15 protein-coding genes are annotated in these 16,941 nt (G+C 41.3%); 1 reads left to right on the forward strand and 14 read right to left on the reverse strand.

Annotated features, from left to right (window positions below; all coding sequences use genetic code 11):
• Positions 1-205: 205 nt before the first annotated feature.
• The 9 genes from LQ203_RS10890 to LQ203_RS10930 form a co-directional block, all read right to left on the reverse strand.
• On the reverse strand, positions 206-463 hold the full coding sequence (locus tag LQ203_RS10890) for a DUF3243 domain-containing protein (protein ID WP_230157955.1): 258 nt from the start codon (positions 461-463) through the stop codon (positions 206-208).
• 79 nt (positions 464-542) lie between these two features.
• Positions 543-1,268, reverse strand: coding sequence for an SDR family oxidoreductase (locus tag LQ203_RS10895; protein ID WP_230157957.1), 726 nt, complete (start codon positions 1,266-1,268; stop codon positions 543-545).
• A 21-nt stretch (positions 1,269-1,289) separates the two neighbouring features.
• A complete protein-coding gene (locus LQ203_RS10900; protein ID WP_230157958.1) occupies positions 1,290-2,576 on the reverse strand; it encodes a pitrilysin family protein in 1,287 nt (428 codons plus the stop codon).
• Entirely contained in the window at positions 2,576-3,856 is a 1,281-nt protein-coding gene (locus tag LQ203_RS10905) for a pitrilysin family protein (RefSeq protein WP_230157959.1), read from the reverse strand. The genes LQ203_RS10900 and LQ203_RS10905 overlap by 1 nt, the downstream gene beginning before the upstream one ends.
• 221 nt (positions 3,857-4,077) lie before the next feature.
• Positions 4,078-5,037 (reverse strand): ABC transporter permease, encoded by a 960-nt coding sequence (locus LQ203_RS10910; RefSeq protein WP_230157960.1) that lies wholly within the window; start codon positions 5,035-5,037, stop codon positions 4,078-4,080.
• Positions 5,038-6,081: an ABC transporter permease gene (locus tag LQ203_RS10915; RefSeq protein ID WP_230157961.1), complete on the reverse strand. Its 1,044-nt coding sequence runs from the start codon at positions 6,079-6,081 to the stop codon at positions 5,038-5,040. It lies immediately after the preceding gene.
• On the reverse strand, positions 6,074-7,609 hold the full coding sequence (locus LQ203_RS10920) for an ABC transporter ATP-binding protein (RefSeq protein WP_230157962.1): 1,536 nt from the start codon (positions 7,607-7,609) through the stop codon (positions 6,074-6,076). Before LQ203_RS10920 ends, LQ203_RS10915 begins: the two co-directional genes overlap by 8 nt.
• A gap of 206 nt (positions 7,610-7,815) precedes the next feature.
• Positions 7,816-8,907, reverse strand: a complete 1,092-nt coding sequence (locus tag LQ203_RS10925) for a BMP family protein (protein ID WP_230157964.1) — start codon at positions 8,905-8,907, stop codon at positions 7,816-7,818.
• 148 nt (positions 8,908-9,055) lie between these two features.
• On the reverse strand, positions 9,056-9,781 hold the full coding sequence (locus LQ203_RS10930) for a GntR family transcriptional regulator (protein ID WP_230157972.1): 726 nt from the start codon (positions 9,779-9,781) through the stop codon (positions 9,056-9,058).
• A gap of 308 nt (positions 9,782-10,089) precedes the next feature.
• Here LQ203_RS10930 and LQ203_RS10935 point away from each other — a divergent pair, with 308 nt between their 5' ends.
• The gene (locus LQ203_RS10935) at positions 10,090-10,389 is read left to right on the forward strand and encodes a DUF6509 family protein (protein ID WP_230157974.1); all 300 of its coding nucleotides are present in this window, start codon (positions 10,090-10,092) and stop codon (positions 10,387-10,389) included.
• Positions 10,390-10,419: 30 nt separating this feature from the next.
• On the opposite strand, the gene LQ203_RS10940 is transcribed toward LQ203_RS10935, so the two are convergent.
• The 5 genes from LQ203_RS10940 to dapA all read right to left on the reverse strand — a co-directional run bounded on the left by LQ203_RS10940 (position 10,420) and on the right by dapA (position 16,940).
• Positions 10,420-12,750, reverse strand: a complete 2,331-nt coding sequence (locus tag LQ203_RS10940) for a DNA translocase FtsK (protein ID WP_230157977.1) — start codon at positions 12,748-12,750, stop codon at positions 10,420-10,422.
• Positions 12,751-12,986: 236 nt separating this feature from the next.
• Entirely contained in the window at positions 12,987-13,217 is a 231-nt protein-coding gene (locus LQ203_RS10945; RefSeq protein WP_230157979.1) for a YlzJ-like family protein, read from the reverse strand.
• Positions 13,214-13,960 carry a ClpP family protease gene (locus tag LQ203_RS10950; protein WP_230157981.1) on the reverse strand — a complete coding sequence of 249 codons (747 nt, stop codon included), beginning with the start codon at positions 13,958-13,960 and terminating at the stop codon, positions 13,214-13,216. Before LQ203_RS10950 ends, LQ203_RS10945 begins: the two co-directional genes overlap by 4 nt.
• A gap of 130 nt (positions 13,961-14,090) precedes the next feature.
• On the reverse strand, positions 14,091-15,761 hold the full coding sequence (locus tag LQ203_RS10955) for a ribonuclease J (RefSeq protein ID WP_230157983.1): 1,671 nt from the start codon (positions 15,759-15,761) through the stop codon (positions 14,091-14,093).
• Positions 15,762-16,073: 312 nt separating this feature from the next.
• Positions 16,074-16,940: a 4-hydroxy-tetrahydrodipicolinate synthase gene (dapA, locus tag LQ203_RS10960; protein ID WP_230157985.1), complete on the reverse strand. Its 867-nt coding sequence runs from the start codon at positions 16,938-16,940 to the stop codon at positions 16,074-16,076.
• Between the last annotated feature and the right edge of the window lies 1 nt (position 16,941).

Consider the following 16,941-nt stretch of genomic DNA (forward strand, 5'->3'; position numbering starts at 1 on the left):
AACATCCGGGCAAAACTTAACCATCGTTATTTTCAAGGCCTGTACCCATTAATTATTATTGTCTAGATTCTATAATATAGCATTTCCTGTTAAGTTAAAAGGAAAAACCCTATAAAAGTCTTCATTTTTATCGAAGAGGATAAATAGTTGTCAACTTCAAGCCAAAGGCCCTGTTAATTAATAACAGGGCCTTTGGCTTGATAGTTTACTTTGATCCATTGTTCTCGACTAACTTGACCATAACGCTTGCCATTGCATGTTTTTCATCATCGCTTGCGACCGACCAAAGATCAGCAAGAACTTTCTCTTGATCATTCTGGGGCTCAACCTGCTTAGCAAGGTAATCGCCGATTTCAAAAGCCAAGTTGGTAACAGCCCCTCCTGATAAACCTTGTTGTTCACCTTGATTTAATCTGTCGCCTAAGAAATTTTTCCATTGATCCCAATTGTCTAGTACAGACATGAATGGTCACCCTTTCCTTCAAAATAGTACATAGATATTTTGTGAAGGAACCGAGGAAATTATACATGTCATACAAAAATCATGTGTACCATCCACCATTTACGCCTAAGATTTGTCCGGTGATATATGATGACTTGTCAGAAAGCAGAAAGAAAACGGCCTCGGCGACTTCTTTCGAATTGCCCATCCTGCCCATCGGGATATCGCCTTTGATGATTTCCAAATCTTCAGCACTGAAGGTTTCGAGCATCGACGTTGAAATCGCACCGGGGGCAACGGCATTCACTCGGATCCCATTCAGCGATACTTCTTTGCTCAGTGCCTTGATAAATGCATTTTGGCTGCCCTTGACCATTGAATATAGGACCTCACAAGATGCACCCGTCTGTCCCCAAATCGATGTGACTGCAACAATTGCAGTCTGTTCCTGGTACATCAACTTGGGAAGCAGTTCCTTTGTTAATTGGAAAGGGCTCGTTACATGTAACTGGACCATTTCATTCACGATTTTCTCATCCATATCGGAGATGAGCCCATAATAGCTATTACCGCTATTAAGGACGATGGCATGAAGGGCAAAAATATTATCCGCCAATTTCTTGTATCCGTCCGGTGTAGCTAAATCAGCTTGAACCGGAATAAGTTCAACTTGATGAGGTTTCAGTTCCTCAATTAATTCCAGGATTGCTTCTTCGTTGTTGTTATAATGTAAGTAAAGTGAATAATTCTCTTCGGCGAGCTTTATAGCGATTTCCCTGCCGATTCCTCCACTGGCACCAGTAATAAGGGCAAAACGTTTCCCCACATTCCCGCCCCCTTTTTTATTTTATTTAGGAAGTACCTGACAGACGGTCATCCGTTCATCGGATATTAAGTCCTTGGCGATGTTCCTGATATCTTCAATCGTTAGTTTTTCTAATACCGATACCACATCAAACAAGTTCATATCGTTGAATGCATATCGGGTGAATTGATTCGCGATATATTCCGGGGAATTCAGAGAACGAAGGAAAGAACCGATTCTTTTCTTGATCGTCCTTTGCAGGCTTTCTTCATTCAACCCGGTTCCTGCTTTGGATTTTTGCAATATCCCGAATAAAGCCTCTGTCAATTCTTCAGGTTTTGAACTGTCCCCGCCAATTAACGCAAAGCCAAAACCCTGCTCCTGTGTATAATCATAGGAGAAGCTTTGATCGATCAGCCCTTTCTCGTACAGTTCCTCATGCAAAGGTGAACTCTTGCCAAACAGCATTTCCAAATAAATATTGGTCGCCAATTCCCTTTTCAAAAGCTGTGAACCTGATTGATGAACATTGGTGGCCTTGATCCCCAGCATCACTTTCGGTGTCTGGACATTCATCTTCAAGATTTCCCTATCCTTTGCAACGGTTTCCGGCTCTTCAGCGAATTTACGTTCCACCTCGGCCTGTTCTTTGTACCCTTTATTGTTTTGATTATCCCTGATCAACTTCATTGTACTCTCGACATCTACCGGTCCTACAACGAATAACAGCATGTTACTAGGATGATAAAACGTATTATAGCATTCGTAAAGCATATCTTTCGTAATATCGGCAATGGATTCCACAGTACCGGCAATATCAATTTTCACCGGATGTTGATGATACATGTTGGCTATCGTACCGAAGTATAACCGCCAGTCTGAATTATCATCATACATATTAATTTCCTGGCCAATGATTCCTTTTTCCTTCTCTACCGTTTTTTCCGAAAAGTAAGGATCCTGGACAAAGTCGATTAAGGTCGTTAGATTTCTATTGAAATCGGACGTGCTTGAAAATAAGTAGGCTGTACGGGTAAAAGAAGTAAAAGCATTTGCAGATGCTCCCTGCTTTGAGAATTGCTGAAAAACATCACCATCTTCCTTTTCAAAAAGCTTATGTTCAAGAAAATGGGCAATTCCATCAGGCACTTTAGAGAATTCCTTTTGATTCAATGGTTTAAAATGGTTATCGATTGAACCATATTTTGTCGTAAACGTCGCAAATGATTTATTGAACCCTTTTTTCGGAAGAATATATACTTCTAGGCCATTCTCCATTTTTTCATGGAAAAGTTCTTCTTTTAATTGAGTGAATGCTATTTTCTCCATTACCCTTGCACCTCCGCTTCTGTTAGGAAATAAATCGTATCAAGCTGAATCTTTTGACCAATGGCAACGATTTCTTCCTTTGTCGTCCGCTCTGTTTTTGCAAACCAGTCGTCTAGTGTAATATCCAAGCCGGAAATCACATTATGATATAAAATTTCCACTAGTCCTCTCGACACGTCAATGGTTTCCAGGAGCTGGTTCTTTACGACCGCTTTCGTTTGGTCCAGTTCTTCTTCGGAAAAGTTCCCTTGCTTCATTTCATTCATTTGTGCGTGAATGATCTCCAGTGCCTGCTTGTAGTTTGCATTTTCAATGCCCGCCATGACCATTAACAGACCTTTATGACTTTCGAGCCTCGAAGCTGCGTAATAAGCAAGACTGGCTTTCTCCCTAACATTAATGAAAAGTTTTGAATGTGAAAAACCACCAAAGATCCCATTAAAGAGCTGAAGTGCATAATATTCCTGGTCACCATATGCAACATTGGTTCGATAACCAATATTCAATTTCCCTTGTTTCACATCTGAATTTTCAATGATTTCTTTTTCCTTATCCACGTCTTTATCCGTATTCCTTGGCGGGCTCACCGGCACCCGTTCTTTTAGTGACACATACTTGTCAGCTAGAGCTTCCACTTCTTTTTCATCGATGTCGCCGATCACATATAAATCGATTTCATCTTCATTCAGCATTTTTTTATAATAGGTGAAAAGTGACTCGGGCGTTATCGTTTCCAAGTCTTGCAGATTACCGCTCGCCTCAAGAGCATATGGTTCGTTTTTGCACATTTCCTCGACAAGCCTTGTAGCTGAATATCTCATTTTATCATCGGAAATGGATTGTATCCGCTGCCTTAATGAACGGATTTCATTGGAAACCGTCTTAGCGTCAAAAGCTTCTCCATTCTTCTTCGGGTGAAAGATTACCTCGGATAATAATCCAAAAGCCTTTTCGAGAAGGGGGGTTGAATCACTAAGGAACTTTTCATTGACGATATCGATTGTAAAACTTATGATTTGATATTCACCTTTTTTAGCTACATCGACATAAAACCCTGCCCCATACAAATCATCTAGATAAGATCGAAGCTCGGGTGTTGTAGGGTATTTACTTGTATTGCTTTGTAATACATATGGCAGCAATGCACGATATGTAACGTCCTCTTTTGTCAACGGTGCTTTCATCTTCAGAACGAGAGTATTCGTTTTATATTTATCCGTACGGACCACATGAAGCTTGTAGCCGCTTTTTTCCGTAATAGTATCGGAAGCAATTGACATGAATAATCCTCCTCATTATATAAATAACCTTTATTTGCTTATTGTTTGTAGATCGGAACCCTTTTAAACATCTACTTAAAATATACATGTGAAAGGAAAAATCATGCAAGTTACAGCTACTTTTTTTGGGTTTTCACAAGGACTTCTCAATTGTGGCCCCAATCTTAAGCTTTCACATAAGGAAAAACCGGTCAGCACAATTTGCTGACCGGTCAAATTACTTATCTTTTCCCTTTGATGTAAGGCTGTCCAGATGCTTTTGGAGCATCTGCACGTCCAATGAAACCAGTTAGTGCAATGATCGTCAGAACATAAGGAGCGATCAAGAGGTAAACAGATGGAATATCCTTGAAGAAAGGAAGGCTCGAGCCAACGATGCTTAAACTTTGAGCCAAACCAAAGAATAGTGCTGCACCCATTGCCCCAATTGGGTGCCATTTACCAAAAATCATAGCGGCAATGGCCATGAACCCTTGACCATTGATCGTCGCATGATTGAATTCATTCGAAAAGATGGTCGCATAAATCGCTCCGCCGATACCGCCAAAAGCACCTGATAATAAAACGGCGGCATATCTGATTTTCGTAACATTGACACCCATCGTGTCAGCAGCCATCGGATGCTCCCCCACTGCACGGATCCTTAATCCAAATGGTGTTTTATAAAGTACATACCAAACGACAAACGATATTAGGATCGCTATATAGACGATATAATACCCATTTGCGAAAAAGATAGGTCCTATAAATGGAATATCACTTAGTAGCGGAACATCAATCCTTGGGAATGTTTCTGTAATCCTATCAGTTTGACCTTTGTCATAAATCAGCTTCACCAAAAACATGGTTAGACCAACTGCCAACAAGTTGATGGCGACCCCACTAACCGTTTGGTCTGCCCTGAACGTAATGCATGCGACAGCGTGTAGAATGGAAAACAGCAATCCGGCAATCATTGCCGCTAAGACGGCCAGCCACGGAGTCCATGCGCCAAAGACATCAGCAAACATTAAGTTAAAAACGATCCCTGTAAAGGCACCAATGACCATCAATCCTTCTAAACCGATGTTTATGACACCTGCCCGTTCAGAAAACACCCCTCCGAGTGAAGTAAAAATAAGTGGAGCAGCTAGAGCAATCATGGATGGAATAATTATTTGCAGTACTTGGTAAAAATCCACTTATTTCACCCCTTTCTTAAATCGAGCGGCAATCCAACGAATAAAATAACTGGATGCGACGAAGAAAATTATCAATGCTATGACAATATCTACAATTTCACTTGGTATGCCGGTTTCTAGCGGCATATTTAAGGCACCTGCTTTCAGTCCCCCAAATAATAAGGCGGCCAGAACGACACCAATAGCCGTATTCGCCCCTAGTAAGGCTACTGCAATCCCGTCAAAGCCCATACCTGTGAACCCGCCTTTGACCGCAGCATAACCGAAAGTTCCAAGGCCTTCCATCGCACCCGCAAGCCCTGCAAAAGCACCAGAAATAACCATGGAAAGGATGATGTTCTTATTTACACTCATCCCTGCATATTCGGACGCGTGCTGATTGAAACCTACCGCTTTCAGTTCAAAGCCCGTTTTTGTTCTTTCAAGAATGAACCACATGATGATTACGCATATAATTGCTACGACTATTCCCCAATGCATCCGGGAAAAATCCGTAATGCTTTCAAAAAAAGGAGAACGCAGTGATGCTGTATCTGCAATTCTTTCTGTTTTATCCAGCTTGTCAGTCATTACATTCCGAATTAAATAATTCGTTACATATAAAGCTGTATAATTCAACATGATAGAAACGATTACTTCATGTACACGAAACTTCGCTTTTAAATATCCAGGGATAAATGCCCACAAGGCGCCCGCAGCTGCACCAGCTAAGATCGCCAACGGCAAATGGATGATCCTTGGAAGCTCAAAAGCGATTCCGACCCAAACCGCCGCCAGCCAGCCAACTATTAATTGCCCTTCTACCCCGATATTGAATAGGCCCGTACGAAAAGCAAAAGCCACTGCTAAACCAGCAAGGATATAAGGGATGATTGTCCTGACGGATTCCCCTACATAATAAGAATCCCCAATAATTCCATTTACCATGGAGCCATAGCCGGCAACTGGGTCATAGCCGCTTACCAACATGATTATGGCCCCAACGACTAAGCCGAGGATAACTGCTATTAACGGACTCGTTAATTTAGATAAATACTTAGACATGTTGTTTTCCACCTGCTTCCGTCCGTTTACTGCCGGCCATAAGAAGGCCAAGCTCCTGTTCAGTCGTTTCTTTCGGATCGACGATTGCGACGATTTCCCCTTCGTATATAACGGCAATTTTATCGCTCACATTCATGATTTCTTCCAATTCAAATGATATGAGGAGTACCGCTTTTCCTGCATCCCGCTGTTCAATCAGGCGTTTATGGATAAACTCAATCGCACCCACATCAAGCCCGCGTGTAGGCTGTGCGGCAATCAATAAATCCGGGTTCCTATCAACTTCACGGCCGATGATTGCCTTTTGCTGATTTCCGCCAGAAAGCGCCCTTGCCGGGGTATATTCACTCGGAGTACGAACATCGTAACTTTTGATCAATGAACGGGCTTTTTCAAATATTTTCTTTGAGTTCAAGATACCAGCTTTCGAGAAAGGCTGTTGATAGTAGGTTTGCAAGACAATATTTTCCCCAATGCTGTAATCAAGAACCAAACCATGCTTATGTCTGTCTTCTGGAATATGACCAACGCCCGCTTCCGTGATTTTACGCGGCTTCAGATTACTGATTTCTTTTCCATTTAACTTTATGGAACCTGCTGTTGTCTTCCTTAGACCAGCTAATGCTTCAATTAATTCGGATTGACCATTTCCATCCACTCCAGCGATTCCGACAATTTCTCCTGCACGGACAGTTAAATCCAAGTTCCGAACAGCTGAAACGCCACGGGGATCCTTGACTTCCAGTTCCCGAACCTCGAGAACGACATCAGAAGGAGCAGCTGCCGTTTTTTCCGTCTTAAATAAAACTTCCCTACCGACCATTAAGCTGGCCAATTCGTTAGGGTTCGTTTCGCTGACATTCACAGTTCCGATTCCTTGCCCTTTGCGTATTACCGTTACCCTGTCACAAACCTCCATGATTTCTTTAAGTTTGTGTGTAATTAAAATGATAGATTTCCCCTCTTTGATAAGAGCTTTCATTATAAAAATCAGTTCCTTGATTTCTTGAGGAGTCAGAACAGCGGTTGGTTCATCAAAAATCAATATCTCCGCACCACGGTAGAGTGTCTTTAGGATTTCAACACGTTGCTGCATCCCAATTGAAATATCGGCTATCTTTGCATAGGGGTCGACACGAAGCTGATATTGTTCTGATAGTTTCCTAACTTCCTCACTCGCTTCTTTTAAATCGATCTTACCAGCCTTTGATGGTTCTTTTCCTAATATGATATTTTCTGTTACAGTAAAAGGGTCAACGAGCATAAAATGCTGATGGACCATTCCAATCCCTAAATCATTGGCAATGTTTGGACTGGTAATCTTGACTGGCTCACCATTCACACGAATTTCTCCCTGCTCTGGCTGGTATAAGCCGAATAAAACATTCATCAAAGTGGATTTTCCCGCGCCGTTCTCACCTAATAATGCGTGAATTTCCCCTTTTTTAACCTGAAGGGTAACGTTATCATTTGCGATGATGCCTGGGAATTCCTTACGGATATTGAGCATCTCAATTACATATTCCACGTATTATCAACTCCTAAAATGAGTGTAAATATTCTTAATTATTAAATTGATGATCTTACCTTATTGATTTTTTTGAAAAAAACCAAATGAAAAACTACGAATCTATCATAGTTTTTCATTCGATATTTTACAGTACCTAGAGCGTTTTTTAGGAAAAGAAAGAATAGAGGGCAATTCTGCCTCCCTATTCTCTCTTCTATTACAGCTTATAAATCAAGTTTTTTGAATTCTTCATCCGTACCTGGAACTACGAAATCACCAGATTTAATTTTTTCAGTCCACTCTTCGACCGCTTTTAAAGATTCTTCTGTTACGTTATCTTTTGTATCAGAAATGCCTACACCATTTTCTTCGATACCATACTCAATTACTTTTCCACCTGGGAAGTTTCCTTCTTTCGCTTTCACAGAAAGGTCTTTAACTGCTACGTCAACACGTTTTAGCATGGAAGTCAGTGTAATGTTGTCGTCAGTTCCTGGGACTGCTCCTAATTTAGCTTGGTCGCTATCTACACCGATAACATAGATTTCTCTCTTAGGATCTTTTTGTTTTTGCTCGACAGCTTCTGTAAATACACCTTTTCCAGTTCCGCCAGCAGCATGATAAATGATATCGATACCTGAAGCATACATGGAACCTGCAGTGGATTTACCGATGTCTGCTTTATTGAAATCTCCGGCATATTTAACTTCCACTTTCGCATCCGGATTTACAGATAAAACCCCAGCCTTAAAGCCAATTTCGAATTTCTTGATTAATTCAGATTCAACTCCGCCGATAAAACCGACCTTGTTTGTTTTCGTTTGCAATCCGGCAATTACACCTACAAGGAATGATCCTTGTTGCTCTTTAAAATTAATGCTGGCAACATTCTTTTTATCTACAACTGTATCCACGATGGCAAAGTTAGAATCAGGACGTTGGTCAGCCACTTCACCAACGGCTTCAGCTAAAAGAAAACCAATACCGTAAATAAGTTTGTAATCTTCACGTACAAGTGTATTCAGGTTTTTAGCATAGTCAGCATCAGATTTAGATTGCAGGTAGTTAAAGCCATCTTTACCTTTTTCCAAACCATTGTCCTTACCGAATTCCTGAATACCTTTCCAAGCCGATTGGTTGAACGACTCGTCATCCACTCCGCCAGTATCCGTTACCATGGCAACTGTGAAGTTATCTTTGTTGCCTTTACCATTTGAGGATTCTTTATCGTCATTCTCTGAATTACCACATGCTCCCAATAGCGTACCGGCTGCAAGAACAAGTGAAAGAGCTAGACCTAATTTGCGCTTTTTCAAATTTTTTCCCCCTAAAATGCATAGTTTTTTGAGCAGGAATGTTCTGAAAAGTCATTTATGTTTGCGTTTTCACTTCTCGTTAATTTTTTTTACATACGTATGAATTTGGAACAAACGCTTGCATTCACCCGTATGCAAGAGTTAAGGATTACACTCGTTTGCGGAGAACATGGAAACTGAACATATTGGCTTTAAAGTAGTTAACAGAATACAGGATAGGCTGGTCCCAATCATCCAGATGCATCTGCTTTAGAACGAGTAGTGCGGCTTCCGGTGAACATTTAAGGATAGGAGAAACTTTTTCATGATATCCAATAGGTTCAATCTCTGCTACGGCATGCGTAATTTTCCGATGTGCATCTCTTTCCAAAATATCAAAAAGAGACTCATCATTACGGTCAAAATTTTCTGATAGTATTGATTCAGGAATTTTGTCGACACAGTAGACAACCGGCTCGCCATTCGCTGTCCTTACACGTTCGATAATGACGATGCGTTCTTCTGGTGAACAGGTAAACCTGCGTAAATCCTCATCTGTTGGTTCTTGAGCCGTCGAGCTTAAGAAAATCGTACCCGGCTTCATCCCTGCCTCTTCAATCATGTTCGTGACACTTTTTAATTGCTCGATACCTGATGAGAACCGAGGTTTTGGATTGACAAAAGTCCCAACTCCATGGCGGCGAATGATGATGTTTTCTTCCTCTAAAATTCGCAGCGCTTCTCGAAGTGTTGCCCTACTCACTCCCAGTTTTTTTGCAAGATCGAATTCAGAAGGGAATTTTTCATTTTCCTGATAGACCCCTGCTTCAATATCCTGCTTCAGGTAATCAATGACCTGCAAATATAAATGTCGACTATCTGATTTTATTGACATACAGTTTCCCCCAGCTAGTTTCTTAAGACATCAGACCTCTGATGTTGAATCATTCCTACTAATCGAAAATAATATAACATTTTTTTTGATATAAATAAATAGTGTTTTACTATTTACTTAAAAAGAATTTAGGAGAAATTACCCTCATCTATGTCTTTCAATCTAGACAAGGCTTGATTAATTGTACGATTATTCTCCTAAATCAGATAAAAATCAAAAAAAATGCAAACGGATTGCGGCCAGCTTTCTGTTCAATATACCGATTTCCTGTATAATAGGATTATCTTCTTTGAAGGGATGTACACATGATGTTAAACATTACAGAATACAGTATTGAAAAATTGAATGATCCATTTGGTATTTTAACCGGGGAGCGTTACGAGTTGTTCTTGGATATTGAAGTGCCGGAAGAGGATGAGCTCTTTTCAGAAAATGGTTTATATATCCGGGTACTATTTGTAGTTGAAGAACAAATAGGCAAACTGATTAAATATGATATATTTGAAAAAGGGAATGAAGGTGCGCTCGAATTCGATTTAGAGGAAGATGAAAAAGCGATGATTACCGACTTTTGCCTTAAACATTTTGACGAAGCGATGAATAATTAAAAACCGGGCCATGGCCCGGTTTTTTTTTACCTATGATAAATGCGCTTCGTCTTGTTCATCTTTAGCCACCAATACATTTCGTGGCTTACTGCCTTCATATGGACCGACAATTCCCCTTGCTTCCATTTCATCAATAAGTCTTGCCGCCCGCGTATAACCGATTCGGAAACGACGCTGCAGCATGGAAACTGATGCCGTCTGCATTTCTAAAATCAAGGATACCGCATCACCGTATAAACTATCTTCGACTTCACCATTTGAAGTTTCTGCAATTTCATCCGGTATCATCTCTTCGTTATATTGTGCTTTTTGCTGTGAAATTACATATGTGACAACTTCCTCAACTTCATTGTCTGATAAAAAGGCCCCTTGGACCCGGACCGGTTTTGAAGCTCCAGCAGGCAAGAAAAGCATGTCACCCCGACCCAACAGTTTTTCGGCTCCGCCCATATCCAGAATCGTTCTCGAATCGGTCATTGATGAGACACTAAAAGCAATTCGAGATGGGATGTTCGCTTTAATGACCCCTGTTATGACATCGACAGAAGGCCGCTGAGTGGCTATTATCAAATGGATGCCTGCAGCCCGCGCCATTTGTGCAAGACGTGTGATGGCATCCTCTACATCATTTGAGGCGACCATCATCAAATCAGCCAGCTCATCGACAATGACTACGATATAAGGTAAAAGTGGTTGTTTGGCATCTTCTTCAATATTATACCGGTTGATATAATCGTTGTATCCTTCAATATTACGCGTACCTGTATGAGAAAATAGTTCGTATCGGCGTTCCATTTCACTGACCACTTTTTGCAAAGCCTGTGCAGCTTTCTTTGGATTCGTCACGACAGGTGCGAGTAAATGCGGAATTCCATTATAGACATTTAGCTCCACCATCTTTGGGTCGATCATCATCATTTTCACTTCATGCGGTTTTGCCCGCATCAAGATACTCGTGATAATGCCATTGATACAAACGGATTTCCCACTTCCTGTTGCTCCAGCCACTAGTAAATGGGGCATTTTATTGAGCTCCGCCTTAACCGCTTCACCAGAAATATTTCGCCCTAAACCTATTTGTAGTTTTGCGTCAGGCTTGTCAACTTCTTTCGCTTCTAAAACTTCCCTTAATGACACCATCGCCACTTCGGAGTTAGGTACCTCTATGCCAATAGCTGATTTACCAGGAATCGGAGCTTCGATACGAATATCCTTCGCGGCAAGCGCTAAGGCTAAGTCATCGGATAGGCTGACAATTTTACTTACCTTCACCCCTACATCCGGATGCACTTCATATTTCGTTACGGCAGGGCCTAAATGAACTTGCGTGACCCTCGCTTTCACTCCAAAGCTATGGAAGGTGCGTTCAAGTTTTGCCGCATTTTCATGAATTAATTGATACTCACCGCTTTGGTCCGTTTTTTGGGGCTGCAATAATAAAGAGAGCGGCGGTAATAGATATTCTTTATTTTCCACTTCCGTAAAATTCATAGGCGGTACGGCATCATCCTGGTCCTCTGTACTTACAGCTGCAGGTTCTGCTGCAACCGGAATTATTTCCGCTTCATCGCTATAGGCTTTATCAGCAAAACTAGAAATGATCCGTTCCGTTGCCATTTGCTGTGTTTCCTCTTCTTGATGAAGGGTCTGATCCGTTTCTTCAACCGGATCTTTTTCTCGTTTTTTCTTTTTCACGGGACTTTTTTTCTTTTCTTTTTTGTCTTCATTCCACGTTTTCACATCATCTCTGAACGCTGACCATTGAGTTTTGAAAAAACCTCCAAGACCCATGAAAAACTTTCCTAGGGTTTCACCTAATGTTTTCCCTGTCAATAGCACGGCCCCTACAATGATAAAAAGGACTGAAACGATTTTCGAACCAGCTTCGTCGAATAAAAAGTAAGAAGCAGCAAATAATATCGCTCCAATCATTCCGCCTCCAAGATCCTTCGTGCTGGCCTTGCCTGTCACTTCCATCCAGAATAATTCCCACGTATTCGAAATGACGCTCGGCTTCGTGAACGGACCTCCATCTGCAAGCATATTAAACAGTGTTACATGACTTAGCAAGAGCATGCTCGCAACAAGGAAGTATGTACCGATCAACTGCCGTTTTAACAGGTATGGGACCTCTCTCTTAATCATCAAATAGAAACCGGCAGCAATCGCACCCAACAAAAAGAGGATATACCATTCCCCCATAAAGAAGCGGATTAAAAGGACCGACCCGTTTCCCACTGCTCCAAGCTTGGCAATGGCAATGATAGCCAACCCTATCAAGGTCAAGCCAATCAATTCATATTTAAGCGTTATTTTTAATTTCTCTGTACTTTTCTTTTTTCTGTATTTCTTCTTTGCCATAATATCACCTGATTCTTCATGAAACTATTCTAACATTCCTATTCAACATTACATCGTGATTTCCCTTCACAAAACAAACGTTCGCTCCTTGATTATACCAAATAAAAATGACCTTGTCCTTGATATATATACCATTTCTATAATAGAAGGACAATTTGCCCACATAATGAATAAAGCAGCCAAGCGGCTGCTGATTTTCACTCCAGTATATCATAATTTTCCTTAGTTAGTCGTTACTACCTGCTATTCATCTGTTCGAACATATTGATGACAGCCCCTGGCTGAATGTGAACATTCATATAATCTTCAGGATCCGTGCTCACTATTCGATCTATGCGAAACGTACGTCCCCCATCATGTTCTACCATGACATGTACACCATTATAGATCATTTCTATCAAGTTCGCCGTCTTCTCGTGGTGATGAGGGAAAATAATTTCATCAGGAACGATCGTATAGAGCGTCATTGAAGAAGCCCCTCCTCTTCGCTTGCTATTTTTGGCCTTCTTTCTTCCATGAAGCTATTTAGTTTTCTCATGGCTTGGCCCACTCCTCCAACATCATCGATCATACCGATTTCAACTGCCTCCGACCCGATTACATTCGTGCCAATATCACGGGTTAGATTTCCTTTAGCAAACATTAAATCCTTAAAACTTTCTTCCGTGACATTGGAGTGTCGTGTAACAAATTTAATGACTCTTTCCTGCATTTTATCGAGGTATTCAAAGGTTTGAGGCACCCCAATAACCAGACCTGTCAAACGAATGGGATGAATCGTCATCGTCGCCGTTTCAGCTATAAAGGAATGGTCACACGAAACCGCAATAGGCACACCTATCGAATGTCCGCCCCCTAGTACAATCGACACTGTAGGCTTTGATAGGGAAGCCAGCATCTCTGCAATGGCTAGTCCTGCTTCAACATCTCCTCCCACTGTATTTAAAATGACCAGTAGCCCCTCAATATTGGGATTTTGCTCAATTGCCACAATTTGTGGAATAACATGTTCATATTTGGTCGTTTTATTTTGAGGTGGCAGCTGCATATGTCCTTCAATTTGTCCAATGATCGTCAAACAATGGATTTTTGAGTCCTGAGATAGTTGCGGGACATTTGTAGACCCCAGCTGCTGGATCTTTTCGATTAAAGTAGAATTCTTACCTTCCTGCCTGCCTTCATTTTCATTTGGTAATGGTGCATTATCCACTATGCCAACCCCTTTCACTTAAATCCTATAGCTTTATTATGTCACGAGTCTTGGACTTCATTCTTAAAGATATAAGTGGTTTGACACAGAGAGAAAAAAACCCCTGATAATGCTTATCAGGGGTTTTTACTTAATATTCCATGATGATTGGTAAAATCATCGGACGGCGTTTCGTTTTTTCATAGAAGAATTGGTTTAAGGCATCACGCATTTCCTGCTTCAGCGTAGACCAATCGAAAGGTTGGCGTGATCCATTTTTCTTTACGATTTCACTTACTATTTCAGTTGCTTCGGCGATCATTTTTTCTGATTCACGAACATAAACGAATCCACGGGAAATGATTTCAGGTCCTGCAGCAATACTTTTATCCTGACGGTTCAGAGTGACGACGACAATCAAAATGCCATCCTGAGACAACAAGCGACGATCACGGAGAACGATATTGCCCACATCGCCAACACCACTGCCATCTATCAAGATATTTCCTGCAGAAACTTTGCCGGATAGGCTCATTTTATCGCCTTTTAGTTCGATGACATCACCTTTTTCGGCAATTACGATATTTTCCTTCTTTATACCCGCTGCGACCCCAACTTTTTGATGGGCATATAAATGGCGGTATTCTCCATGTACCGGGATAAAGAATTTAGGGTTCATCAGATTGATCATCATTTTCAATTCTTCTTGGCTGCCATGCCCCGTTACGTGCACTTTATATTTGTTGGCAGATACTACTTCAGCACCTACCCTGTAAAGCAAATCGACCGTTTTTGATAAAATTAGTTCGCCGCCCTGCAGGGGTGATGCACTGATCAAAACGGTATCACCTTTTTTTATCGTTACCTGTTTATGCGTCTGTTTCGCCATTTTTTGAAGCGCCGCAATGGGCTCCCCTTGGTGACCTGTCGATAATACGACGATTTCACGGTCGTCATACTGGCTAATTTCATTAATTGGGATTATTAGCTCATCCTCGACCTTTAAATACCCAAGGTTCAGGGCTGTTTCATAAACACGTTGAAGACTTTTTCCTACAACTGCCACTTTCCTGCGACTTGCTGCTGCCGCATTGAAGACATGTTGGATCCGGTTGATGTTTGATGCGAAGCACGCAACGATGATCCTTCCCGAGGCAGCATGGAATGCTTCTGTAATATCCCTGGCAACAACGGCTTCTGATGTCGTATAACCTGGCCTCTCAGCACCCGTGCTATCCGATAGCAAACATAGGACACCTTCTTCACCGATACTAGCCATTTTACCGATTTCCGGCTTATATAAATCGGTTGCCGCTTGGTCGAATTTGAAATCCCCTGTGTATACGATCGCACCATCACGGGTATGGATCACGACTCCGACAGAATCGGGAATACTATGGTTAGTCCGGAAAAAAGACACGGCTGCTTGTGGGAAACTTAAAAGAGAATCTGAATCGATCTCCGTAAATGTTGCCCGTCCATTAAAGCCATCTTCCTTTAATTTCGTTTTGATTAAAGCAAGTGTAAGCTTCGTTCCATAAACAGGAACTGGTAAGTATTTCAAAACATAAGCGAGCGCTCCCATATGGTCTTCATGACCATGGGAAATGAATATCCCCTGTACACGTTCTTTATTATCCATTAAATAAGAAATATCAGGGATAACCGCATCGATTCCAAGCATTTCTTCTCCTGGCAGCATCAAACCTGCATCAAGAAGATAAATGTCTTCGTTCACCTCAACGACGTACATATTTTTACCAAGTTCCCCTTGTCCTCCAAGAGAAATGACTTTTATGCCATTATTTTTATCTTTACCCAATCGAATATCCTCCTTAAAAAATCCCGTTCATAATTTCCCAATGATTTCATTATAACCGATATTCAAAAAACATGACAACACTTACCAATTTCAGAGGGGTTTTTTCACTTAATTTCTTTTTAAATTCATTTCACTTATGTATGAGACATTCATCCCTTTTATTTCACGTGTTTTTATCCGATTTTCGCTGTTAAGACTTATGAAAATCTCATTGTTTTAACCCAAACCCCAAACTGGATATGAACCCACTTTCAAATACATCTTTATGTAAAAACAAGCCAATCTTCAACGATCAGCTTGTTCCGTGACTTTTTATTTTTTTAATACCTTAGTTAATGCAAGGCGCTCCTGCTCCGTCAATGGCACGATTGGAAGTCTCACCGATCCAACGTCAATTCCAAATAACTGAAGCGCTGTTTTCACAGGTGCAGGGCTTGGCGCTGCAAACAAACCCTTTATAAGCGGTAAAAGTTCCTGATGCAGCCGGGCTGCCTCTTTCAAGTTCCCACTGATGAAGGCTTCCACTATTTTCTGTAACTCATTACCAGCAATATGGGAAGCAACTGAAACTACCCCCACACCGCCTATCGCTAAAACAGGGAGTGTTAAAGCGTCGTCCCCACTGTATAATGCAAATTCATCATCCGTTCCGGCAATGATTTGAGTCATCGCGTTTAAATCACCGCTCGCTTCCTTCACGGCTACGATATTAGGAATTTTTGAAAGACGGATGATCGTTTCCGGTTCAATATTGACCGAAGCACGCCCAGGGATATTATAAATCATTACAGGCAGAGTCGTGCTAGCTGCAATCGCTTTGAAATGTTGGTATAACCCCTCTTGATTCGTTTTACTATAATACGGGGCCACCAGCATGATCGCATCTGCACCGTTTTGTTCTGCTTTTTTTGTCAATTCAATGGAAGCATACGTATTATAGCTTCCTGTACCCATGATGATGGGCACTCGTTTATGAACAACCTTCGAAACATGACGCAATAAGGCAATTTTCTCCTCCGAAGATAAAGTTGGAGATTCCCCTGTCGTACCCGAAATCACAAGTGAATCCGTTCCATTCGATAATAAATAATTGACCAATGTTGTCGTTTTTTGAAAATCAACATTTCCCTTGCTATCGAAAGGGGTGACCATTGCGGTTGATACTCTACCAAATATCATC

Origin of the sequence: Peribacillus sp. Bi96, from assembly GCF_918698115.1 — a bacterium.
Taxonomy (GTDB): Bacteria; Bacillota; Bacilli; order Bacillales; family DSM-1321; genus Peribacillus.